Raw genomic sequence first — 21,775 nt, 5'->3', positions numbered from 1 at the left:
CATGCCGACCGGCACCATTCTTGTTGCAGACGACGATGCCGCCATCCGCACCGTGCTCAATCAGGCCCTGTCCCGGGCCGGCTACACCGTCCGCCTGACGTCCAACGCGGCCACCTTGTGGCGCTGGGTCAGTTCCGGCGACGGCGATCTGGTGGTCACCGATGTGGTGATGCCGGACGAGAACATCTTCGACGTTCTGCCGCGCATCAAGAAGCTGCGGCCGGACCTGCCGGTCATCGTCATGAGTGCCCAGAACACCTTCATGACGGCAATCCGCGCCTCGGAAAAGGGCGCTTACGAATATCTGCCCAAGCCCTTCGATCTCAAGGAACTGACCGGCATCATCGCCCGCGCCCTTGAGGAGCCCAAATCCCGCCGCCCGGCGGAAATGGACGACATGGGCGAAGCAATTCCTCTGGTCGGCCGCTCGCCTGCCATGCAGGAAATCTACCGGGTGCTGGCGCGCCTGATGCAGACCGACCTGACAGTCATGATCAATGGCGAGAGCGGCACCGGCAAGGAACTGGTGGCCCGCGCGCTGCATGACTACGGCAAGCGCCGCAATGGGCCTTTCGTCGCCATCAACATGGCCGCCATCCCGCGTGACCTGATCGAGGCAGAACTTTTCGGCCACGAGAAGGGTGCCTTCACCGGAGCGCAGGCCCGCTCATCCGGCCGGTTCGAGCAGGCCGACGGGGGCACGCTGTTTCTGGACGAAATCGGCGACATGCCGATGGAAGCGCAGACCCGGCTTTTGCGCGTGCTGCAGCAGGGCGAATACACCACCGTCGGCGGGCGCACGCCCATCAAGACGGATGTGCGCATCGTCGCCGCCACCAACAAGGATCTGCGTCAGCTGATCAACCAGGGCCTGTTCCGCGAGGATCTGTTCTTCCGCCTCAACGTGGTGCCCATCCGCCTCCCGCCGCTGCGCGAGCGCGTGGAGGACATTCCGGATCTGGTGCGCCACTTCTTTGCGCTGGCCGAGAAGGAAGGCCTTCCGGCCAAACAGATCGACCAGGCCGCGATGAACCTGCTGCGCCGCTACCGCTGGCCGGGCAACGTACGCGAGCTGGAAAACCTCGTCCGGCGTCTCGCCGCGCTCTATCCGCAGGATGTCATCGGCGAGGGGCTGATCGAGCAGGAGCTGAGCACGCCCGCCGTCACCAGCGCCATCGAGGAGCCCACCGGCGAAATCAATCTCGGTCAGGCGGTCGAGCGCTATCTCAACACCTATTTCGCCAATTTCGGCGATGCCCTGCCGCCTCCGGGCCTCTATCACCGCATCCTGCGGGAGGTGGAATATCCGCTGATCAGCGCCGCCCTTGCCGCCACGCGGGGCAACCAGATCAAGGCGGCGGAACTGCTCGGCGTCAACCGCAACACCCTGCGCAAGAAGATCCGTGATCTCGACGTCCAGGTGATGCGCTCCAGCCGCTGAGGGGCTGGGCGAGAGAACATGAAAGAAGGCCCGGATGCGTCAGGCGTCCGGGTCAGGCTCAGCCGTCGCCCCGGCCAAGCGTAGCGCGCGCCGGGGCCTACTCGTTTCCAGAGCGGTGAGCAGGCGGAAGGCCTTGCGGCGTTTTCCTATGAAAGCGGCTCGCGCTCTGCGAGCGAGTGGACCCCGGATCTCCGCTTCGCTTCGTCCGGGGCGACCACCTTGGTTGTTAATGCGCTGCCGCGATCGATTTGCGGAAGCGGATGGCGGCGAGGGTGAAGAGGAGGAGGCCGACGAGGGTCATGGCAACGAATTTCGGCCAGACGATCCAGAAATCCGCCCCCCGGTAGAGCACCGCCTGCGCCATGCTGACGAACTGGGTGGAGGGCACCGCGCTCATCAGCGTGCGCAGCATCAGCGGCTGGCTCTCGATCGGGGTTTCGCCGCCGGACAAGAGGTTCATCGGCAGGATGGTGAGGATGAACAGCAGCCCGAACTGTGGCATTGAGCGGGCGATGGTGCCCAGCAGGATCCCCAGAGCCGAGGCGAAGAAGAGATAGAGGGCGGTGCCGCTCAGGAACAGGGCGACGGAACCGGCGACCGGCACGCCCAGAAGCTGCTCGATGACGATCTTCAGAGACAGCCCGGCCACCACGAGAATGACAAGGCCATTGGCCCAGACCTTGGCCATCATGATCTCGAAGGGCGTCAGCGGCATGGAGAGCAGATGCTCCAGCGTGCCATGCTCGCGCTCGCGCATCACCGCGGCCCCGGTCAGAACCACGGTCAGCATGGTGATGTTGTTGATGATCTCCATGATGGCCGAGAACCAGGAGCTGGTGAGGTTCGGATTGAAGGCATAGCGGATGATGAGATCAACCGGCATTGCCGCCGCCGCAATGCCCCGGCCGTGCTGATAGCGGGCGATTTCCTGGGCAAAGGCCTGGGCGATGTGATTGGCGCCCGTTCCGGCCTGCATCATGGCTGTGGCATCGATGTTGAGCAGGATCTTCGGAGTGTTGCCGCGCACCACATCCGCCTCGAACCGCTCCGGAATGACCAGCACGAAGGAATAGGCCTGCGTGTCGAGGCCACGGTCGATCTCGGCGAAGCTGATCAGCTCCGGCTTGCGGAATTCGGGCGGCCGCAGGGTGTCGATGAGCTGCCGGGACAGGGGCGAGCGGTCCTCATCGACCACGGCAACGGCCACGTTGTTGAGGTCCGAGCGCATGCCGTCGGCCGCCATATAGACCCCGGCGCTGAAGGCCCAGAGAATGAGGATCAGCAGCACCGGATCGCGCCGCAGGCTCTGCAGTTCCTTCAGTCCCAGCCGGAAAATACTGATCAGCCTGTCCATCTCAGCGCTCCTGCCGCGGGAGAAGCAGGGCGCAGGCGGCAAGCACCAGCGGTGCGACCGGGGCCAAGCCCCAGAAATTCGCCGAGAGATCCGCAAAGCCCAGCCCCTTGGTGAAGGTGCCGACGCTGATGGTCATGAAATGGGTGGTCGGATAGAGCGAACCGATCACCGCACCGGCGCCCGTCAGCGAGGAGACCGGCTGCAGCATGCCGGAGAACTGCACCGCCGGCAGAACCGTGCCGATGGCCGTGCCGAAGATCGCGGCCACCTGCGTCGAGGTGAAGGTGGAGAACAGCAGGCCGATGGCCGTGGTGGCACAGACATAGAGCAGGGCGCCCGCCGTCAGCGTCAGCAGGCTGCCTTTTACCGGCACGCCGAAGACAACCGTCGCCATCAGCATCATCAGCGCGAAATTGACCATGGCGATGGCCACATAGGGAAGCTGCTTGCCCATCAGGAACTCAAGCGGCGTCACCGGCGTCACATAGAGATTGGTGATTGAGCCCAGCTCCTTTTCCCGCACCACCGAAACGGCGGTCAGGATCGCCGGGATAAACACCAGCAGCAGCGCCATCACGGAAGGGGCGATGGCATTGATGCTCTTGAAGTCCTGATTGTAGCGGAAGCGCGGTTCAATGCTGGCAGCGGCAAAGACCGGGGTCTCGCCGAAGCGCTGGCGGTATTGCTCGGCAATGTAGGACTGATGCAGCCCCGTGACATAGCCTGCAATCGTATTGGCCCGGAACGGCATGGAGCCGTCGATGGTGGCGGCAATCTGCGGTGTCTCGCCGCGCAGCAGCGCCTTGCCGAAGCCTGGCGGAATTTCGACGGCGAGTGAAATATCGCCGCTGCGCATCCGCATCAGGATATCCGCTTCGCTGGTGAGCGGCGCCTGCTCCTTGAAGTAGCGCGAGCCGGACATGCTTTCGGCATATTGCCGGCTTTCAAGGGTCCGGTCATGGTCCAGCACCGCATAGGTGAGATCGTCCACGTCGGTGGTGATGCCATAGCCGAAGACCAGCATCAGCAGCATGGTGCCCGCCAGCGCCACGGCAAGACGCACCGGATCGCGCCGCAACTCCTTGGCCTCGCGCAGGGAATAGGCCATGAGGCGGCGCTTCGACAGGAAGCCCTGCCGCCGCTTCTGTGGCTTCGCGGGCGGCTCGATAGCCGCAGCCAGTGGAGCCTGCGCTTCTGTTGCCGGCTGCGCGGGAGCGGATGCGCCTTCAAGCGCGCTGATGAAGGCTTCTTCCAGAGTGGCAGCGCCGTAGCTGCGCACCAGCTCGTCCGGCGCGCCGCAGGCCAGCACCTTGCCCGCATGCATCAGGGAAATGCGGTCGCAGCGCTCACCTTCGTTCATGAAATGGGTGCTGAGGAAGATCGTCACCCGGTCCTTGCGGGCCAGATCGATCAAGAGGCTCCAGAACTCGTCCCGGGCAACCGGATCAACGCCGGAGGTCGGCTCATCGAGAATGAGCACATCGGGCCGGTGGACGATGGCAACGGCAAGAGACAGGCGCTGGCGCACGCCAAGGGGCAGGGAGCCGGGCAGGGCATCGGCATGATCCGTCAGACGGAAGGTCTGCAGCAGTTCATCGACGCGGCCAGGGATTTCCGCTGCCGGCATATGGAAGAGCTGGGCATGCAGCGTCAGGTTCTGGCGCACCGTCAGCTCGCCATAAAGCGAGAAGGCCTGCGACATGTAGCCGACGCGCTTGCGGGTGTTCAGGTTGCGCGCATCGATCTCCTCGCCGAAGAGCCAGGCCTTGCCTTCGCTGGGCGGCAGCAGACCGGTCAGCATCTTCATGGTGGTGGACTTGCCGCAGCCGTTGGACCCGAGAAAGCCGAAGATTTCGCCGCGCCGGATCTCGAAGCTGACATGATCAACGGCGGTAAAACTGCCAAAGCGCTGCACCAGATCCTGCGCGACGATGGCCGGACCCTCGCCATTGCCTTCATAAGGCGGTACGGTGAGGCTCTGGTGCGGCTGGCTCCTGTATTCCGGCAGCAGGTTGACGAAAGCGGCCTCAAGCGTTGCCGCCTGTCCTTTTTCCTTCAGGTCCGCCGCGCTGCCTTCCGCCAGTATTTTCCCGCCATGCATGGCCACCAGATGGCCGAAACGCTCCGCCTCGTCCATATAGGCGGTGGCCACCACCACGGTCATGCCGGGGCGCGAGGTGCGGAGGGTGTCGATCAGTGTCCAGAACTGGCGGCGGGACAGGGGATCAACGCCCGTGGTCGGCTCATCCAGAATGAGCAGGTCCGGATCGTGAATGAGCGAGCAGCACAGCCCGAGTTTTTGCTTCATGCCGCCGGAGAGTTTCCCCGCCGGGCGGTCAAGGAAGGGATCAAGGCCGGTCGCAACGGTCAGCTCCGCAATGCGGCGCTGGCGTTCCCGCCCGTCCTGACCAAAGAGGCGGCCGAAGAACTCCAGGTTCTCCGCGACCGTCAGGTCCATGTAGAGGTTCTTGCCAAGCCCCTGCGGCATATAGGCGATGCGCGGCAGCACAGCGCGGCGGTGGCGGGCATTGGCCATGTCGCCGCCGAGCGCCTCCACCGTGCCCGTCTGGATCTTGCGGGCGCCCGACAGCAGGGCCAGCAGGGTGGACTTGCCAACGCCGTCCGGCCCGATGAGGCCGATCATGCCGCCTGCGGGCAGGGCGAGCGTCACCCCATCAAGTGCCCGTGTCTTGCCGTAGAGATGCGACACGCCGGTCAGACGTGCCACGGTGGAAGCGGGCGAAGCCTGCAAGGGGGCCTGTGTCATGACCGCCTCACCGGGGTGCCGGCAGACGCACCGCCAGGGAATCCGGCCATGCCACGGGCGGCGCCATCATCACATAGGCCTCGCCGGGCAAACCGGTGCGGACCATCTCGAGATATTCCGTCAGCAGGGCCGGATCGATGCGCAGCTTGACACGGAACATCAGCTTGTCCCGTTCGGAGCGGGTCTCCACCTCGCGCGGGGTGAACTGGGCATCGGCGGCGACAAAGGAGACACTGGCCGGAATCACAAGATCGGGAGCCGCATCCAGCACGATCCGCGCCTCGGCATTGATGAACACGCGGCCGACGCTGGCGGTCGGCAGATAGACGGTCATATAGACGTCGGTGAGATTGAGCAGTGTCAGCACACGGCCGCCGGCTGCCACCACTTCGCCGGGCTCGGCCAGCCGGTACTGCACGCGGCCGGTGATCGGTGCGGTCAGGACGCTGTCGCGGATCAGGGATTCGATCCGGGCCACCTCGGCCTGCGCCGCCGTGACGGTGTTGCGGGCATTGGCGAGCTGTGCCCGGGCTGCTCTGAGTGCGGCTTCGGCGGTTTCGCGGGCGGTCTGGCGCTGATCCAGCTCCTGCTGCGAGACATGGCCGTTTTCCCGCAGGGTTATCGCGCGCTGAAGGGACTGATCCGCCAGCTTCAGTTCGCTTTCACGCTGTGCGATCAGCGCCTCTGCCGTATTGGCCGCATCCTCGGCGGCGCTGACCTGGGCCACGGCGCCAGCCTTGCGGGCATCCAGCTCATCCGTGTCAATCCGGGCAAGAACCGTGCCGGCTTGCACCAGATCACCTTCCCGGACAGTCACTTCCAGCACCCGCCCGCCGGTCTTGGCAGCGATCTGAACGGTTTCGGCTTCGATGCGGCCATTCGCCGTAGCGATTTCCGGCGGAAGTGTGGGGCGCGTTGCAAACCAGGCAAAGACAGCCCCTGCAATGACGGCAACAACCGTTGCAATGATCAAAAGGATTTTCTTCGTCATCTTTGCTTCAGCCCCTATGAAAGCAGATCATTGTTCAGCGTATTATTGCAGCTTCACGTCCGTCCAGCTGATTTATGGGCACGCCCCCTATGCATATGCAACGGCGAAGAAGTCCGTAGTGACGCGGACCTGGAAGAGGGCTGGCCGCATTCTTGTCGCATTTAGGCAACAGTGTGTGGTAACAAAGCCGCGCATTTGTGCCGGCGTTGCATTTCTGATTCTTCCCTCCGCCTTGCCTTGAGGACTGATGATACTGGAACGTGACCCGCCCGCGGATTTGGACCAGGGGTCGCGCGGCCGCGCTGGCCGCCGAGCCGGGCTGGCCGTCATGCTGGCTGCTCTCCTGGCGATTTCTGTCACCTTTGCCGTCCTGACGGGTCTGACCCCGATTGCGCCGACGCCGGAAGTGGTCTGGGTCGCGATGATGGTGAATGGCGGGCTTGGCGCCGCTCTGGTCGGCATGATCGGCCGGGAAATCTTCAAGCTGATGCAGGCGCGGCGACGGGGCAGGGCGGCCGCGCGGCTTCATGTGCGCATTGTCGCCATGTTCTCTCTGATTGCCGCCGTTCCCGCCATCCTGATGGCGATCGTCGCGGCAATTACGCTCGATCAGGGCCTTGACCGCTGGTTCGAGCAGCGCACCCGCCAGATCATCGACAATGCCCTGACTGTGGCGCAGGCCTATCTGCAGGAACATGCCCGCGTGCTGCGCGGCGATCTGATCGCCATGTCGCAGGATGTGGATCAGGCCAAGGCCGTCTATGAATTCGAGCCCACGCGCTTTGATGCCTTCTTCGCCGGTCAGGCGCAGCTGCGCGGCATCGTGGCGGCGTTCCTGCTGAAGGCAGATGGCACGGTCGTCACCCGCGTCATCCTGGTGCCCGATGTCAACATCCTGCTGCCGCCGAACGACGTCTATGCCAAGGCGGATCAGGGCGAGGCGGTGCTGATCGCGCCGGGCCGGTCCAATCTGGTCGGCGGCATCGTCAAACTGGATGCCTATGACGGCATGTATCTTTATGTCGCCCGGACGGTGGATCAGCGTGTGCTGGATTATCAGCGCCTCGCCGAAGAGGGGGCGAGTGAATACAGCCAGCTGGAGCGCAGCCGCTTTGGTGTGCAGATCGCCTTCGCGCTCGTCTATCTCGGCGTGGCGCTGGTGCTGCTGCTGTCCGCCATCTGGATCGGCTTTGGCTTCGCCAACCGGCTGGTGTCGCCCATCCGGCGTCTGATTTCGGCGGCGGATCAGGTTTCCAAGGGCAATCTTTATGTGGAAGTGATGACCGAGAAGTCGGAAGGCGATCTCGCCAATCTCGGCACCACCTTCAACAACATGACCGGCCAGTTGCGCGGCCAGCGCGATGCGCTGCTGGCGGCCAACGAGCAGATCGACCGCCGCCGACGCTTCACCGAGGCCGTTCTCTCCGGCGTCACCACCGGCGTGATCGGCATCGATGATGACGGGGCCATCACGCTCGTCAACCGGTCGGCGCGGGATCTGCTGAGAGTGGAGGAGAGCGAAATCCTCGACCGTCCGCTGGCCGATGTCATTCCGGAGCTGGAGGCCTTCCTCCGCGAAGCCCTGGCGAAGGAAAGCGACCGTATCAAGCAAACGCAGATTTCCCTGCGGATCGGCGGGCGCGAACGGACGGTGAATGCGCGTATCACCACCGAACTCTCCACCCGGCGCGAGCATGGTTATGTGGTGACGCTGGATGACATCACCGACCTTGTATCCGCGCAGCGCAATTCGGCCTGGGCGGATGTGGCAAGGCGCATCGCCCATGAGATCAAGAACCCGCTGACCCCGATCCAGCTGTCAGCCGAGCGCATCCGCCGCCGTTATGGCAAGAAGGTGGAAGACGACCGTTCGGTCTTTGACCAGTGTATCGACACGATCATCCGGCAGGTTGGCGATATCGGTCAGATGGTGGACGAGTTCTCCTCCTTTGCCCGCATGCGCAAGCCCGCCAAGTCCATGGCGGACCTGCGCAACACGGTGCGCGAAGCTGCTTTCATGCAGAGCGTCGGCAATCCGGAAATCGAGGTGAAGACCGAATTGCCGGAAGAGAGCATCGAAGCCTGTTTCGACAGCCGCCTGATCGGTCAGGCACTCACCAACGTGATCAAGAATGCCGCCGAGGCGATTTCCGGCCGCAGCGGAGACAATTTGCCCAAGGGCCGGATCCGCATCCGGCTGAGCCATGAAAACGGCAAGGCTTTGATCGACATTATCGATAATGGCATCGGCCTGCCGAAGCAGGAACGGCAGAAGCTGCTGGAGCCCTACATGACGACACGCGAGAAAGGCACCGGCCTTGGCCTCGCCATCGTGCGCAAGATCATGGAAGACCACAATGGCAGCATCGAGCTGCTGGACGCGCCGGACCTTGCCCCGGACGAAACCGGCGCCATGGTGCGCCTCATCATTGGACCGCCCGCCGCAGAAGACAGCACGGCGCAGGCCGGAAGAGCGCAGTCCGGATCCCAATCAGAGACCAGAGAACAAGTGACGAGCCATGGCCTATGACATCCTGATCGTCGATGACGAGACCGATATCCGTGAGATGATCGCCGGCATCCTTGATGACGAGGGTTATGGCACGCGCACGGCCAGCGACAGTGACACGGCGCTTGCCGCCATCAAGGAGCGGCGGCCGTCCCTCGTGGTGCTGGACATCTGGCTTCAGGGCAGCCGCCTCGACGGGCTGGCGCTGCTGGACGAGATCAAGGCGCAGGACAAGGATCTGCCGGTCGTCATCATTTCCGGCCACGGCAATGTGGAAACCGCCGTTTCCGCCATCAAGCGCGGCGCCTATGACTATATCGAGAAGCCGTTCAAGGCCGACCGGCTGCTGCTGATCACGGAGCGCGCGCTGGAAGCCTCCATGCTGAAGCGCGAGATCCGGGACCTGAAACAGCGCAGCGGCGATGCGTCCCGCTTCATCGGCGAATCGTCGGCCATCAACCAGCTGCGCCAGACCATCGAGCGGATCGCCGGCACCAACAGCCGCATTCTGATTTCCGGCCCATCGGGCGCAGGCAAGGAACTGGCGGCGCGGCAGGTGCATGAGCTGTCGCCGCGCGCCAAGGGGCCGTTCGTCGCCATCAACGCCGCAACCATCACCCCCGACCGCATGGAAGAGGAGCTCTTCGGCATCGAGGACGAAGGCGGCAACCTGCGCAAGGTTGGCGCTCTGGAAGAGGCGCATGGCGGCACGCTCTATCTTGATGAAGTGGCCGACATGCCGCGCGAGACGCAGGGCAAGATCCTGCGGGTGCTGGTGGACCAGACCTTCACCCGCCTTGGCGGCTCCACCCGCGTGCAGGTGGACGTGCGCATTCTCTCCTCGACCGCCCGCAATCTCGAAGAGGAAATCGCCAGCGGCGCCTTCCGCGAGGATCTTTATCACCGTCTCGGCGTGGTGCCGCTGCGCGTGCCGGGTCTGGCGGAGCGGCGCGAGGATGTGCCGATCCTGGTGCGTCACTTCATGGAGCAGATCTCCGCCTCCGCAGGCCTTCCCATGCGCCGCATCGGCGATGACGCCATGGCCGTTCTGCAGACCCACGACTGGCCCGGCAACATCCGCCAGCTGCGCAACAATGTGGAGCGGCTGATGATCCTCACCCGGGCCGATCCCGAGGCCGTGATCACGGCGGATCTCCTGCCTTCGGAAGTCGGCTCCATGGTGCCCAGCCTTCCGGCCAATGGCGGCGGCGAGCATCTGATGTCCATGCCGCTGCGCGATGCACGCGAAGTGTTCGAGCGTGAATATCTTCAGGCGCAGATCAAGCGCTTTGGCGGCAACATCTCGCGCACCGCAGAATTCGTGGGCATGGAACGTTCGGCCTTGCATCGCAAGCTGAAGTCGTTAGGTCTATCGTGAGACAAGCGCCGTGAAAGCGCTTCAAACGGGGACATGTGACCGATGAAGGTCGTCATTTGCGGGGCAGGGCAGGTCGGTTACGGCATCGCCGAACGTCTGGCTGCGGAACAGAACGATGTGTCGGTGATCGATTCGTCGTCCAAGCTGATTGCTGCCATCGGTGATCAGCTCGACGTGCGCGGTTTCGTGGGCAACGGCGCCCATCCGGATGTGCTGGCGCAGGCCGGTGCCGACGAAGCGGACATGATCATCGCCGTCACGCTTTATGACGAGGTGAACATGGTCGCCTGCCAGGTGGCCCATTCCCTCTTCAATGTGCCGACCAAGGTCGCGCGCGTGCGCGCCCAGAGCTATCTTCAGGGCCGCTGGCGCAATCTCTTCGCCCGCGAAAACCTGCCCATCGACGTGATCATCTCGCCCGAGATCGAGGTGGGGGACATGGTGCTGCGCCGCCTCTCGCTCCCCGGCGCGGTGGAGACCATGCGCTTTGCCGATGATCAGGTCGTGGTCATCGGCGTCAATTGCGAGGAAGACTGCCCGGTTGTCGACACGCCGCTGCGCCAGCTGACCGATCTGTTCCCCGATCTTGGCTCCGTGGTCGTCGGCATCAACCGGGGCGGCAAACTGTTTGCACCCAAAAGCTCCGACAGCATGCTGGTGGGCGACCTTGCCTATGTGGTGGCCCGCCGCGATCAGGTGCGCCGAACCCTCGGCATCTTCGGTCACGAGGAACCGGAGGCCACCCGTGTCGTCATTGCCGGCGGCGGCAACATCGGCCTTTACGTGGCCCGCGCCCTTGAGCAGCGCCAGACATCCACCCGTGTGAAGATTATCGAATCGTCCCGCGAGCGCGCTGTCGGCATCGCCAATGAGCTGAAACGCACCGTGATTCTTCATGGCAGCGCACTGGATCAGGGGATCCTGGAAGAAGCGGATGTGGAAACCGCCGATACCATGATCACGCTGACCAATGATGACGAGGTGAACATCCTCTCCTGCGTCATGGCCAAGAAGCTCGGCTGCAAGCGCAACCTGTCTCTGCTCAACAACCCGAGTTATCCGGCCTTTGCCAATGCGCTGGGGATCGATGCCTTCATCAATCCGCGTGCGGTGACGATTTCCCGCATTCTCCAGCATGTGCGCCGGGGCCGCATCCGCGGCGTCCAGTCGCTGCACAATGGCGCGGCGGAGATCATCGAGGCCGAAGCGCTGGAAACCTCGCCGCTGGTGGGCCGCCCCTTGCGGGAAGTTGACCTGCAGGACGGTATCCGCATTGGTGCGGTGTTCCGCAATGGCAAGGTGCTGACCCCCAATGGCGATGTGCAGATCCAGGCGCGCGACCGGATCGTCATGTTTGCCATGGCCAACCGGGTGCGCCAGGTGGAGCAGATGTTCCGCGTCAGCCTTGAATTCTTCTGATCCGCCGGTCAGGATGTGCCGAAAGGGTACCCTCCCGTACCCGCCTCCCGCCTTGCCCGCCCAACGCTCCGGCCTTTGCCGTAAGGAGTTCTCATGAGCCGCATTGCCTATGTGAATGGACAGTACCTGCCGCACTCTTCGGCCGCCGTGCATGTGGAAGACCGTGGCTATCAGTTTGCCGATGGCGTCTATGAGGTCTGCGAGGTCTGGCAGGGCAATCTGGTCGATGGTCCGCGCCATCTGGCGCGGCTGGAGCGCTCCTGCAGCGAGCTGCGCATCCCCATGCCGATGGAACATAAGCCGCTGACGCTGGTTCTGAAGGAAGTCATCCGCCGCAACAAGGTGCGCAACGGCATCGTCTACATGCAGGTGACGCGCGGTGTGGCCCGGCGCGATCACTTCTTCCCGCTGACGCCCATCGCGCCGACGCTGGTGATCACGGCCAAGCCGACGAACCCGGCAGCCTCCGACAAGCAGGCCGAAACCGGTATTGCCGTCGTCAGCCACCCGGAAAACCGCTGGCCGCGTGTGGACATCAAGACCGTTGGCCTGCTGCCGAACGTGCTGGCCAAGCAATATGCCCGCGAGCAGGGCGCCAAGGAAGTCTGGTATGTGGATCAGGATGGCTTTGTGACCGAAGGCGGTTCGACCAACGCCTGGATCGTGACCAAGGACGGCGTGCTGGTGACGCGCCCGGCCGAAAGCGGCATTCTGCGCGGCATCACCCGCAGCGTGGTTCTGGATCTGGTTGAGCGCGATGGCCTGCAGTTCGAGGAGCGTCCGTTTACGCTGGAAGAGGCCAAGACCGCGCGTGAGGCTTTCGTGACGGCCGCCTCCACCATCTGCATGCCGGTGGTCAGTCTCGATGGGGCTTCGATCGGCAACGGCCATCCGGGAAGTGTTGCGACGGAGCTGCGCAAGCAGTTCCACACAGCAACCCATCTTGATGAAATATATTGATGATATGAAATAGTGCTGGGGTAACGGACGGGACTTGTTGTAAACTTGAATACCGGCGCCCGGTTCATCCGGGAGAGGCGCTTACGTTTGTGTTTTTTGCCTCGCTTGCCGGTCGCACAACAAGAACATGTCAGATGCCCCGGCCGCGGACGACAGAAACAGGATAAGAAGACTCATGGCTGAGCGTGCACAGAATCTGCAGGACACCTTCCTCAACTACCTTCGCAAGCAGAAAGTTCCGCTGACGATCTTCCTCATCAACGGCGTGAAGCTGCAGGGCGTGGTGACGTGGTTTGATAATTTCTGTGTTCTTTTGCGCCGGGATGGTCATTCCCAGCTTGTCTACAAGCATGCCATTTCGACCATCATGCCGAACGGCCCCGTGCAGCTGTTCGAAGGCGGTGAAGAAGGCGCCGAAAAAGCAGGCGCCTGATTGGCTCGCAAGAACAGACAGGCCGGAGAGGGCAGCTCCGGCAACGAATTTGAAGATCAGGACTGGCTGGACGGGGAAGACAGCCGGGGCAGGGACGGTGGCCATGGTGAGCCCGCCGCCCACGGCGGTGAACTTGTCTTCAAGGGACCGTCTTCCCGGGCGCTGGTGATCGAGCCGGTTCTGCCGGAACGGCTTCCCAAAGGCTTTGAAGGCACGCCGCCTCCGACGCGCACGCCCGAGGCGCGGCTGGAAGAGGCCGTCGGCCTGTGTGCCGCCATTGAGCTTGAGATCGTTTCCGCCTCCATCGCGCGCATCCACACGCCGCGCCCGGCAACCCTGCTGGGCCCCGGCAAGGTGGAGGAAATCGCGCGTGCGGCGGAAGAGGGCGATGTGGACGTGGTCGTGATCGACCATGCACTGACGCCGATCCAGCAGCGAAATCTCGAAAAGGCGATGAAGACCAAGGTGATCGACCGGACCGGTCTGATCCTGGAGATCTTCGGCGCCCGCGCCCGCACCAAGGAAGGCCGCCTGCAGGTGGACCTTGCCCATCTGACCTGGCAGAAGAGCCGCCTTGTCCGCTCCTGGACCCACCTTGAGCGCCAGCGCGGCGGTGTCGGCTTCATGGGTGGCCCCGGCGAAACCCAGATCGAGGCGGACAGGCGCCAGATCCAGGACAAGATCATGCGGCTGGAGCGGGAGCTGGAGCAGGTGCGCCGCACCCGCGACCTGCACCGCAAGAAGCGCAAGAAGATCCCGCAGCCGGTCATCGCGCTGGTCGGCTACACCAACGCCGGAAAGTCGACGCTGTTCAACCGGCTGACCCAGTCGGATGTGTTCGCCAAGGACCTTCTGTTTGCAACGCTGGACCCGACGCTGCGCCGCATCCGCCTGCCGCATGGGCGCGAGGTGATCCTGTCCGACACGGTGGGCTTCATCTCCGAACTGCCGACCCATCTGGTCGCCGCCTTCCGTGCCACGCTGGAAGAGGTGCTGGAAGCCGATCTCATCCTGCATGTGCGTGACATCTCGCACGAGGACAGCGACGCCCAATCGGTGGATGTGGGCCGCACGCTGGCCGACCTTGGCGTCAATCCGCAGACCGGTGCACCGGTGGTGGAAGTGTGGAACAAGATCGACAACCTTGATCCCGAGCGCCGCGCGAAGCTGCTGGAAGCCAACGGTCCGGAAGGCGCCATCGCGCTCTCGGCCCTGACCGGGGACGGCATCCCGGCGCTGCTGTCCCGCATTGAGGCCTTCATGGCCGTGGGCGACGACCGCTTCGAGCTGGCGCTCCCGGTGACGGAGGGCGAACTGCTGGCGGGCCTCTACCAGATGGGGGAGGTGCTGGAGCGGGTGGATGGCGAAGAGGTTATCGAGCTGACGGTGCGCATTTCCGACAAGCAGAAAGGCCCCTTCCGCAGCCGCTACGGCGCCTATATCTCCGGGGCGGATTGAGACGCAGAGCAATAGAGGCGGCGGGAAACGGCCGGTGCCTTTATACCAAGGCTCTGAGATGCTGACGCATCACGCCTTGAAAAGGCCCAAACGCCGCACGGGCTTGACCAAATCCCGATGAGTTAAGCTTATCGGGATTTGGCATTGCCACACGAACAGCGGTCATCCCGGGCCGAACGCAGTGAGGACCCGGGATCCACTCGCTTGCAGAGCGTTTGAGGAGCTCTCAAGCCAGTTTGCCTGATGATTTCGCAAGACATCCACCGCTCTGGAAACGAGTGGTTCCCGGCTCGCGCTGCGTTTGCGCGGGACGGTGCCTAGGTGATTAGCCGGCTTATTTCCCCTTCGCGGCCTGCCAGATTTCTTCCATTTCATCCAGAGTGAGCGCTTCCAGCGTGGTGCCGCGCCGGGTGGCTTCGGCTTCGATGGCGGCGAAGCGGCGGCGGAACTTGGCGTTGGTCCGCTTGAGGGCTGCCTCCGGCTCCACTTCGAGATGACGGGCGAGGTTGGCAACGGCAAAGAGCACGTCGCCCAACTCGTCCTTCACCGCATCGGGAACGGAACCGGTGACTGCCGGCGGCGTATGGTCCGTGAGTTCCGCTTCCAGTTCGTCCAGTTCCTCGCGGATCTTGGCAAAGACCGGAGCGAGCGTCTCCCAGTCGAAACCCACCTTCGCGGCCCGGCGCTGGATCTTTTCCGCTTCCATCAGCGCAGGGAAGGCGGAAGGCACCGCGTCGAGATAGCCGGGTTCGGTGTCCGGCAGGCCCATGGCTGCCCGGCGGGCCTTGCGCTCGGCCTTTTCCTCCGCCTTGATCCTGTCCCACATGCCTTTGGCCATCCCGGAGGAGCGGGCTTCCTCGCTGCCGAACACATGCGGGTGGCGGCGGATCATCTTCTTCGTGATCGCCTCGACCACATCGGGAAAGCTGAAGGCGCCGTCTTCCTCGGCCATGCGGGCGTGATAGACCACCTGCAGCAGCAGGTCGCCCAGTTCCTCGCGCAGATCATCCAGATCGTTGCGGCTGATGGCTTCCGCCACCTCATAGGCTTCTTCCACCGTGTAGGGCGCGATGGTTCCGAAGTCCTGCTCCAGGTCCCAGGGGCAACCGGTCACCGGCGTGCGCAGCGCCGCCATGATGTCGATGAGAACGGAGATATCGCGGCCAGGTTTCATGGGAGAATCCGGTAGGGAGGGAATGTCGGGACCCGGACCTTACCGGCTTGCAGGCCCCGCGTGAAGCTGCGGGGCCTGTTTTCGCTCACCCTCTCTGGGACGGGTGCCAGAAGGTGGCCCAGCGTTCCACCGCCGAAACAGCGGCGTAGAACAGGGAGCCGGCCAGCGCCGCCACGGCGATTTCCGCCCAGACCATGTCGAGGTTCATCCGGCCCACTTCCGTCGAGATGCGGAAGCCCATGCCGACGATGGGGGTGCCGAAGAACTCCGCCACGATGGCGCCGATAAGGGCGAGGGTGGAGTTGATCTTCAGCGCGTTGAAGATGAAGGGCAGCGCCATGGGCAGGCGCAGCTTCACCAGCGTCTGGCCGTGGCTGGCCGCGTAGGTGCGCATCAGGTCCTTCTGCATGGCATCGGCTGCGGCAAGTCCAGCCACCGTGTTCACCAGCATGGGGAAGAAGGTCATGATGATGACAACGGCTGCCTTCGACGGCCAGTCAAAGCCAAACCACATGACCATGATGGGTGCGACGCCGATGATCGGCAGGGCCGAGACCAGATTGCCGATGGGCAAAAGGCCGCGTTTCAGGAAGGGTACCCGGTCGGCGATGAGGGCGACCAGAAAGCCCGAGCCGCAGCCCGCCACATAGCCGAAGATCACGGCCTTGAGAAACGTCTGCTGGAAATCGGCCCAGAGGATCGGCAGGGATCCGGCAATGCGCAAGCCGATGGCGGAGGGAGCGGGCAGCAGCACCTGCGGCACGCCGGCGCCAACGGTGATCAGCTCCCACAGGGCCAGCAGCGTCAGGCCGAAGACGAGCGGGATGGCCAGATTGACCACGCGTGCTGCCGTCTTGCCCAGCCCCCGCCAGGCCGACAGGCGGCTTGCCAGAAGCCAGGCGGACAGCCAGATGGCCGCCACCAGCGCCCAGAAGCCGGGAGCGGCCTGCCCGCGGTGATGATGCGCAACGACGATCAGCAGCAGGGCGGAAATGGCGGTGACGATGCCGATGGCCACATCGCCGATGCGGTTCTGCTGGAAGCCGAGCATGATGCGCATGCCCATGATGGCCATGAGGCTGACTGCGATGGCAACACGCGGCATTTCGACCACGCCGAGATCCGGCGTGAAGATGAGGCTGGTGAGGCCAATGACGGTGAGAAGCAGACTGGCACCGGCAATGAACGCCGTGCTGCTGAAGGAGGTGCTGTGCCGGGACTGGATCATCGGCTCATCCCCATGCGGCGGAGGGTGATTTTTTCGGCAAGGCCGATGAGGGAAACCAGAAGCCCGGCGAGAACGGCGGCCATGATCAGCGCCGACCAGATCTGCACCGTCTGGCCGTAATAGGACCCGGCCAGCAGCCGCGCCCCCAGGCCTGCGACGGCCCCGGTCGGCAGCTCGCCAACAATGGCACCAACGAGGCTTGCGGCAATCCCGACCTTCATCGAGGTGAAGAGATAGGGCACCGCATAGGGCAGGCGCAGCTTCCAGAAGGTTTCAAGCTTCGTCGCCGAATAGGTGTGCATCAGGTCCATGTGGATGATTTCTGGCGAGCGCAGCCCCTTCACCATGCCCACCGTCACGGGAAAGAAGGACAGGTAGGTCGAGATCATGGCCTTGGGCAGAAGCCCCGAAATCCCCACGGCATTGAGGACGACGATGATCATGGGTGCAATCGCCAGGATCGGAATGGTCTGGGAGGTGATCACCCAGGGCATGAGCGACTTGTCCAGAACGCGGCTGTGCACAATCCCGACGGCCAGAAGAATGCCGAGCAGCGTTCCCATGGCAAAGCCGGTCAGCGTCGAGGAGAGCGTGATGCCGGTGTGGTAGAACAGGCTGCGGTTGGAGGTGATGCGCCTGTTGACCGTCGTGTCCCAGATTTCCACCGCCACCTGCTGCGGCGAAGGCATGACGGGCCGTTCCTGCATCATGGTGTCGGCGACCAGCTGGGTGAAAGGCACATCCGTCTGGCCGGCGCGGGCATAGATGTCGCGCTGGAACGGGGCATTGAGGGCGACCGTTGCCACATACCAGAGGCCGAGGATCGCCAGCAGGAGCGTGAGGACGGGCAGGGTGGAGCCCGAGAGAAGCCGTGCGGTTTTGCCCTTGTCAGTCATCATAGACATGCCCCGCCTTCAGCCCTTCGCGCACGCGGTGGGCGATCCTCAGGAATTCCGGGCTCTCGCGCATGTCCAGCGTCCGCTTGCGCGGCAGGTCGCTTTCGATGATGTCATAGATCCGGCCCGGGCGCGGGCACAGAACGACGATCTTGGTGGAGAGATAGACCGCTTCCGGGATGGAGTGGGTGACGAAGACGACCGTCTTGTTCGTCTTGGCCCAGAGCTGGTGCAGCTGGTCATTGAGGTGATCGCGCACGATTTCGTCCAGCGCGCCGAAGGGCTCGTCCATCAGCAGGAGATCGGGCTGAACGGCAAGGGCGCGGGCGATGGAGGCGCGCTGCTGCATGCCGCCGGAGAGCTGCCAGGGGTATTTGCGGGCAAAGCCGCCGAGTTCCACCAGCTCCAGCACGTCGGCAATGCGCCTGCGCTGCTCCGCCTTGGCAAGGCCCATGATTTCCAGCGGCAGGGCGATGTTCTTCTCGATGGTGCGCCAGGGATAGAGCGCGGCGGCCTGAAACACATAGCCATAGGAGCGGTCGAGGCGGGCATTTTCCGGGGTGGTGCCGTTGACGTTGATCTCGCCCGAGGTCTTCTGCTCCAGATCGGCTATGACCCTGAGCAGCGTTGTCTTGCCGCAGCCCGAAGGGCCGATGAAGGAGACGAAGTCCCCCTTGGCAATGTCCAGATTGATGTTCGACAGGGCATGCACCGGCCCGTCATTCGTCTCGAAGGTCAGGCACAGATCCTTCGCCGAAATCACCGGCTGGGAGGCGGCTGGCCGCTCAACTGCTCCACTCGTCACGTTCATCGTTCCCCGCTGTTGCTGCTCACCCGCCGCCGGATTTTCCCCGTGTCATGCGGATGCCTCTCGCCCATTTTCACTGCTCTTCTGCCAGCTTACGGCAGGCACCGCATCAGTGGCCCCCAGCTCATTCCGTCCGGAAAGGTGACAAGATAGCCATCTGCCTGCTGCGAAAGGATGAGGGTGAATGGCACCGCTTCTTCCTCGCCCTCCTCGCGGCATTGCGCCTCGATTTCAATGCCGTCTGCGCCTGTCTTGCGCTCTGCCGAAAAGGCGCAATATGACACGGCGGTTGAAATGCCCTCATCATCCATCAGAAAGAAAAAACCATCTCCCGCCGTGCTGCCGGTGCGTGCAAGGATACAGCCCTCCTCATCCCCGTAACGTCCGTCGAGCCGGCCCGTGCCGTCTGCGGCCAGGGCGCTGCCGCAAAGCAGAAGCATGACGAAGGCACAATGGCCGGGGAGACGGACGGCCATGGTCTGTCTCACACTCCGCTCGCCGGAATGCCGGTGCGTTCCACCTTGCGGGGGGCGGTGAGTTCCTTCCAGGTGGACAGCGCCTTGTTGACCGCCTGATAGGGCTCACGCTTGACGAACTGGCCGTGGCCTTCCTGCGGGCGCACCGTGCCGTCTTCCACGGCCACACGGCCACGGGTGAGGGTGAAGCGGGGCAGGCCCTTCACCGTCTTGCCTTCGAAGACGTTGTAGTCGATGGCCGACTGCTGGCTGGCGGCGGAGATGGTCTTTTCCTTTGCCGGGTCCCAGACCACGATATCCGCATCCGCGCCGACGAGAATGGCGCCCTTCTTGGGATACATGTTCATGATCTTGGCGATGTTGGTGGAGGTGACGGCGACGAATTCGTTCATCGTCAGCCGGCCCGTTGCAACGCCATAGGTCCACAGCATGGGCATGCGGTCTTCCAGGCCGCCGGTGCCGTTCGGGATCTTGGTGAAGTCGCCAAGGCCGAAGCGCTTCTGATCCGTGGTAAAGGCGCAGTGGTCCGTTGCCACCACCTGCAGAGAGCCGGAGGCAAGGCCGGCCCAGAGGCTGTCCTGATGCTTCCTGTCGCGGAACGGCGGGCTCATCACCCGGCGGGCGGCGTGGTCCCAGTCGGCATGGCGGTATTCGCTGTCGTCCAGCGTCAGATGCTGGATCAGCGGCTCGCCATAGGCACGGATGCCGTTCTGCCGCGCCCGGCGGATCGCCTCATGCGCCTGTTCGGACGAAGTGTGGACGATATAGACCGGCACGCCGGCCATGTCGGCAATCATGATGGCGCGGTTGGTGGCCTCGCCTTCCACTTCCGGCGGGCGGGAATAGGCATGCGCCTCCGGCCCGTTGTTGCCCTCGGCCAGCAGCTTCTGCTGCAGCGAGGCGACCACATCGCCGTTTTCCGCATGGACGAGCGGCAGGGCGCCCAGCTCGGCGCAGCGCTGGAACGAGGCGAACATCTCGTCGTCATTCACCATCAGCGCGCCCTTGTAGGCCATGAAGTGCTTGAAGGTGTTGATGCCTTTCTCGCGGACGATGGTCTCCATCTCGTTGAAGACCGTCTCGCCCCACCAGGTGATCGCCATGTGAAAGGAATAGTCGCAATGGGCGCGGGTGGACTTGTTGTCCCACATGGACAGCGCCTCCAGCAGCGACTGGCCGGGCGAGGGCAGAGCGAAATCCACCACCATCGTGGTGCCGCCCGCCAGCGCCGCGCGGGTGCCGCTGTCGAAGTCATCGGCGGAATAGGTGCCCATGAAGGGCATCTCAAGGTGGGTATGCGGGTCGATGCCGCCCGGCATGACATAGCAGCCCGTGGCATCCAGCACGGTATCGCCGGAGAGGTTCTTGCCGATCTCGATGATCCTGCCACCTTCGACCTTCACATCGGCCTCGTAGGTGAGGTCGGCCGTCACCACGGTTCCGCCCTTGATCACAGTGCTTGCCATGTCTGTTCCCCTTTTTTCGTTTCCGCGCCGTTGCGCCTTTGCGGGGCATCGCGCGGCTGTCTTTATGTCAGTTTTGCTCGATGCTCCGGCTCATGAACAGGCTGTAGGGATTGTCCTCATAGGGCCCGAAAGGCCCGCAGGGCGCATAACCGAACGCCTTGTACATGCGCACCGCCTCCACATTGAGCTCGCCCGTTTCCAGATAAAGCTGCAGCACGCCGCGCTCCCGCGCCAGATCCTCCAGCTTTTCCATCAGCGCCCGCCCGGCCCCCATGCCGCGTGCGGCCGGATCAACGAAAATGCGCTTCAGCTCGCCGCTGCCTTCGTCGAACCATTTCACCGCCCCGCAGCCGATCGCCTCACCATCCGCCTTGCGCACCACGATGAAATCCACGTCGGCCCGCATCAAATCCTCAAGCGGCGAGCCGAAATTGCCCTCCGGCGGATAGAGACTGTCCGCATAGGCATCCGACTGCGCCAGAAGCTCCAGAACCTCGGGCTGGTCAGGTGTTTCGATGGCGATGCGCAGCGATGTCATGCGGTGCTTTCTGTGGTTCGAGTAATGGTCTTCCCCCTCTCGATCGTCATCCCGGACAAGCGCAGCGCAGATCCGGGACCGGTGAGCCGAGGTGCTACCGGTTGAGGTCCGGATAAAGATCACGCCATCGCGGATTGCCCTTCTCGATCAGGTCGAACTTCCACTGCCGCCGCCAGCGTTTGATCTTCTTTTCCATCGCAATCGCTTCATTCATCGTGGCAAACTCCTGATACCAAACGAGCGACTTGATGCCGTAGCGCTCCGTGAAACCTTCAGCCTCGCCTTCACGGTGCTCGTAAACCCGTCTTGCCAAATCTGCCGTCACGCCCGTGTAGAGTGTTTCATATGGCTTTGATGCCATGATGTAGACCCATGCGGGCATTGTCCGTTCCGTCCTCCAGTCAACTCAGGCCCCGGCTCACCGGTCCCGGATCTCCGCTTCGCTGCGTCCGGGATGACGATGGAGGGGAACGGGTCGA

At 63.6% G+C, this 21,775-nt stretch carries 18 protein-coding genes; 7 read left to right on the top strand and 11 right to left on the bottom strand.

Annotated features, from left to right (window positions below; translation table 11 throughout):
• Position 1: 1 nt before the first annotated feature.
• A complete protein-coding gene (ntrC, locus tag IF10I1_RS15605) occupies positions 2 to 1,441 on the top strand; it encodes a nitrogen regulation protein NR(I) (RefSeq protein WP_019966316.1) in 1,440 nt (479 codons plus the stop codon).
• Between the two features lie 226 nt (positions 1,442 to 1,667).
• Here the strand turns inward: ntrC and IF10I1_RS15600 are convergent, their stop codons facing one another.
• From IF10I1_RS15600 to IF10I1_RS15590, 3 genes are read right to left on the bottom strand one after another with little or no spacing between them, the layout of a single operon-like run.
• The gene (locus IF10I1_RS15600) at positions 1,668 to 2,795 is read right to left on the bottom strand and encodes an ABC transporter permease (protein WP_122520065.1); all 1,128 of its coding nucleotides are present in this window, start codon (positions 2,793 to 2,795) and stop codon (positions 1,668 to 1,670) included.
• Between the two features lies 1 nt (position 2,796).
• The gene (rbbA, locus tag IF10I1_RS15595) at positions 2,797 to 5,562 is read right to left on the bottom strand and encodes a ribosome-associated ATPase/putative transporter RbbA (RefSeq protein WP_186393474.1); all 2,766 of its coding nucleotides are present in this window, start codon (positions 5,560 to 5,562) and stop codon (positions 2,797 to 2,799) included.
• A 7-nt stretch (positions 5,563 to 5,569) separates the two neighbouring features.
• Positions 5,570 to 6,553 (bottom strand): HlyD family secretion protein, encoded by a 984-nt coding sequence (locus tag IF10I1_RS15590; RefSeq protein ID WP_094461719.1) that lies wholly within the window; start codon positions 6,551 to 6,553, stop codon positions 5,570 to 5,572.
• Positions 6,554 to 6,800: 247 nt separating this feature from the next.
• On the opposite strand from IF10I1_RS15590, the gene IF10I1_RS15585 reads away from it, so the two are divergent.
• The 6 genes from IF10I1_RS15585 (at position 6,801) to hflX (ending at position 14,710) form a co-directional block, all read left to right on the top strand.
• Positions 6,801 to 9,083: a PAS domain-containing sensor histidine kinase gene (locus tag IF10I1_RS15585; RefSeq protein WP_186393473.1), complete on the top strand. Its 2,283-nt coding sequence runs from the start codon at positions 6,801 to 6,803 to the stop codon at positions 9,081 to 9,083.
• Positions 9,073 to 10,440, top strand: a complete 1,368-nt coding sequence (locus IF10I1_RS15580) for a sigma-54 dependent transcriptional regulator (protein WP_050471532.1) — start codon at positions 9,073 to 9,075, stop codon at positions 10,438 to 10,440. The genes IF10I1_RS15585 and IF10I1_RS15580 overlap by 11 nt, the downstream gene beginning before the upstream one ends.
• Before the next feature lie 42 nt (positions 10,441 to 10,482).
• On the top strand, positions 10,483 to 11,859 hold the full coding sequence (gene trkA / locus IF10I1_RS15575; RefSeq protein WP_050471531.1) for a Trk system potassium transporter TrkA: 1,377 nt from the start codon (positions 10,483 to 10,485) through the stop codon (positions 11,857 to 11,859).
• A 93-nt stretch (positions 11,860 to 11,952) separates the two neighbouring features.
• Entirely contained in the window at positions 11,953 to 12,819 is an 867-nt protein-coding gene (locus IF10I1_RS15570; protein WP_186393471.1) for a D-amino-acid transaminase, read from the top strand.
• Positions 12,820 to 12,994: 175 nt separating this feature from the next.
• A complete protein-coding gene (gene hfq / locus IF10I1_RS15565; RefSeq protein ID WP_019966324.1) occupies positions 12,995 to 13,252 on the top strand; it encodes an RNA chaperone Hfq in 258 nt (85 codons plus the stop codon).
• Positions 13,253 to 14,710, top strand: coding sequence for a GTPase HflX (hflX, locus tag IF10I1_RS15560; protein WP_082205792.1), 1,458 nt, complete (start codon positions 13,253 to 13,255; stop codon positions 14,708 to 14,710).
• Between the two features lie 334 nt (positions 14,711 to 15,044).
• Here the strand turns inward: hflX and mazG are convergent, their stop codons facing one another.
• The 8 genes from mazG to IF10I1_RS15520 all read right to left on the bottom strand — a co-directional run bounded on the left by mazG (position 15,045) and on the right by IF10I1_RS15520 (position 21,678).
• Entirely contained in the window at positions 15,045 to 15,884 is an 840-nt protein-coding gene (gene mazG / locus IF10I1_RS15555; RefSeq protein WP_186393470.1) for a nucleoside triphosphate pyrophosphohydrolase, read from the bottom strand.
• Positions 15,885 to 15,969: 85 nt separating this feature from the next.
• Positions 15,970 to 17,112 (bottom strand): ABC transporter permease, encoded by a 1,143-nt coding sequence (locus IF10I1_RS15550; protein ID WP_186393469.1) that lies wholly within the window; start codon positions 17,110 to 17,112, stop codon positions 15,970 to 15,972.
• Complete coding sequence (locus IF10I1_RS15545; RefSeq protein WP_186393999.1) at positions 17,109 to 18,011, bottom strand: ABC transporter permease; 903 nt, start codon at positions 18,009 to 18,011, stop codon at positions 17,109 to 17,111. Before IF10I1_RS15545 ends, IF10I1_RS15550 begins: the two co-directional genes overlap by 4 nt.
• A complete protein-coding gene (locus tag IF10I1_RS15540; protein ID WP_371328559.1) occupies positions 18,001 to 18,813 on the bottom strand; it encodes an ABC transporter ATP-binding protein in 813 nt (270 codons plus the stop codon). The genes IF10I1_RS15545 and IF10I1_RS15540 overlap by 11 nt, the downstream gene beginning before the upstream one ends.
• Before the next feature lie 95 nt (positions 18,814 to 18,908).
• On the bottom strand, positions 18,909 to 19,292 hold the full coding sequence (locus IF10I1_RS15535) for a hypothetical protein (protein ID WP_186393467.1): 384 nt from the start codon (positions 19,290 to 19,292) through the stop codon (positions 18,909 to 18,911).
• 8 nt (positions 19,293 to 19,300) lie between these two features.
• Positions 19,301 to 20,758, bottom strand: a complete 1,458-nt coding sequence (hydA, locus tag IF10I1_RS15530; RefSeq protein WP_050471524.1) for a dihydropyrimidinase — start codon at positions 20,756 to 20,758, stop codon at positions 19,301 to 19,303.
• A gap of 67 nt (positions 20,759 to 20,825) precedes the next feature.
• The gene (locus IF10I1_RS15525) at positions 20,826 to 21,296 is read right to left on the bottom strand and encodes a GNAT family N-acetyltransferase (RefSeq protein ID WP_186393466.1); all 471 of its coding nucleotides are present in this window, start codon (positions 21,294 to 21,296) and stop codon (positions 20,826 to 20,828) included.
• A 94-nt stretch (positions 21,297 to 21,390) separates the two neighbouring features.
• A complete protein-coding gene (locus IF10I1_RS15520) occupies positions 21,391 to 21,678 on the bottom strand; it encodes a GIY-YIG nuclease family protein (protein WP_186393465.1) in 288 nt (95 codons plus the stop codon).
• Between the last annotated feature and the right edge of the window lie 97 nt (positions 21,679 to 21,775).

This window comes from Pannonibacter sp. I15F10I1 (assembly GCF_900185665.1).
In the GTDB taxonomy this organism is placed as follows: Bacteria; Pseudomonadota; Alphaproteobacteria; order Rhizobiales; family Stappiaceae; genus Pannonibacter; species Pannonibacter indicus.
This window is presented reverse-complemented; position numbering and strand designations above follow the sequence as displayed.

What these genes read in the sequence shown, in the direction of transcription:
- IF10I1_RS15545 (WP_186393999.1), bottom strand. Translation starts at nt 18,011, where the DNA reads ATGATGACTGACAAGGGCAAAACCGCACGGCTTCTCTCGGGCTCCACC.
- ntrC (WP_019966316.1), top strand. Translation starts at nt 2, where the DNA reads ATGCCGACCGGCACCATTCTTGTTGCAGACGACGATGCCGCCATCCGC.
- IF10I1_RS15550 (WP_186393469.1), bottom strand. Translation starts at nt 17,112, where the DNA reads ATGATCCAGTCCCGGCACAGCACCTCCTTCAGCAGCACGGCGTTCATT.
- IF10I1_RS15535 (WP_186393467.1), bottom strand. Translation starts at nt 19,292, where the DNA reads ATGGCCGTCCGTCTCCCCGGCCATTGTGCCTTCGTCATGCTTCTGCTT.
- IF10I1_RS15590 (WP_094461719.1), bottom strand. Translation starts at nt 6,553, where the DNA reads ATGACGAAGAAAATCCTTTTGATCATTGCAACGGTTGTTGCCGTCATT.
- IF10I1_RS15525 (WP_186393466.1), bottom strand. Translation starts at nt 21,296, where the DNA reads ATGACATCGCTGCGCATCGCCATCGAAACACCTGACCAGCCCGAGGTT.
- trkA (WP_050471531.1), top strand. Translation starts at nt 10,483, where the DNA reads ATGAAGGTCGTCATTTGCGGGGCAGGGCAGGTCGGTTACGGCATCGCC.
- IF10I1_RS15570 (WP_186393471.1), top strand. Translation starts at nt 11,953, where the DNA reads ATGAGCCGCATTGCCTATGTGAATGGACAGTACCTGCCGCACTCTTCG.
- rbbA (WP_186393474.1), bottom strand. Translation starts at nt 5,562, where the DNA reads ATGACACAGGCCCCCTTGCAGGCTTCGCCCGCTTCCACCGTGGCACGT.
- IF10I1_RS15520 (WP_186393465.1), bottom strand. Translation starts at nt 21,678, where the DNA reads ATGCCCGCATGGGTCTACATCATGGCATCAAAGCCATATGAAACACTC.
- IF10I1_RS15585 (WP_186393473.1), top strand. Translation starts at nt 6,801, where the DNA reads ATGATACTGGAACGTGACCCGCCCGCGGATTTGGACCAGGGGTCGCGC.
- IF10I1_RS15580 (WP_050471532.1), top strand. Translation starts at nt 9,073, where the DNA reads ATGGCCTATGACATCCTGATCGTCGATGACGAGACCGATATCCGTGAG.
- mazG (WP_186393470.1), bottom strand. Translation starts at nt 15,884, where the DNA reads ATGAAACCTGGCCGCGATATCTCCGTTCTCATCGACATCATGGCGGCG.
- hfq (WP_019966324.1), top strand. Translation starts at nt 12,995, where the DNA reads ATGGCTGAGCGTGCACAGAATCTGCAGGACACCTTCCTCAACTACCTT.
- IF10I1_RS15600 (WP_122520065.1), bottom strand. Translation starts at nt 2,795, where the DNA reads ATGGACAGGCTGATCAGTATTTTCCGGCTGGGACTGAAGGAACTGCAG.
- hydA (WP_050471524.1), bottom strand. Translation starts at nt 20,758, where the DNA reads ATGGCAAGCACTGTGATCAAGGGCGGAACCGTGGTGACGGCCGACCTC.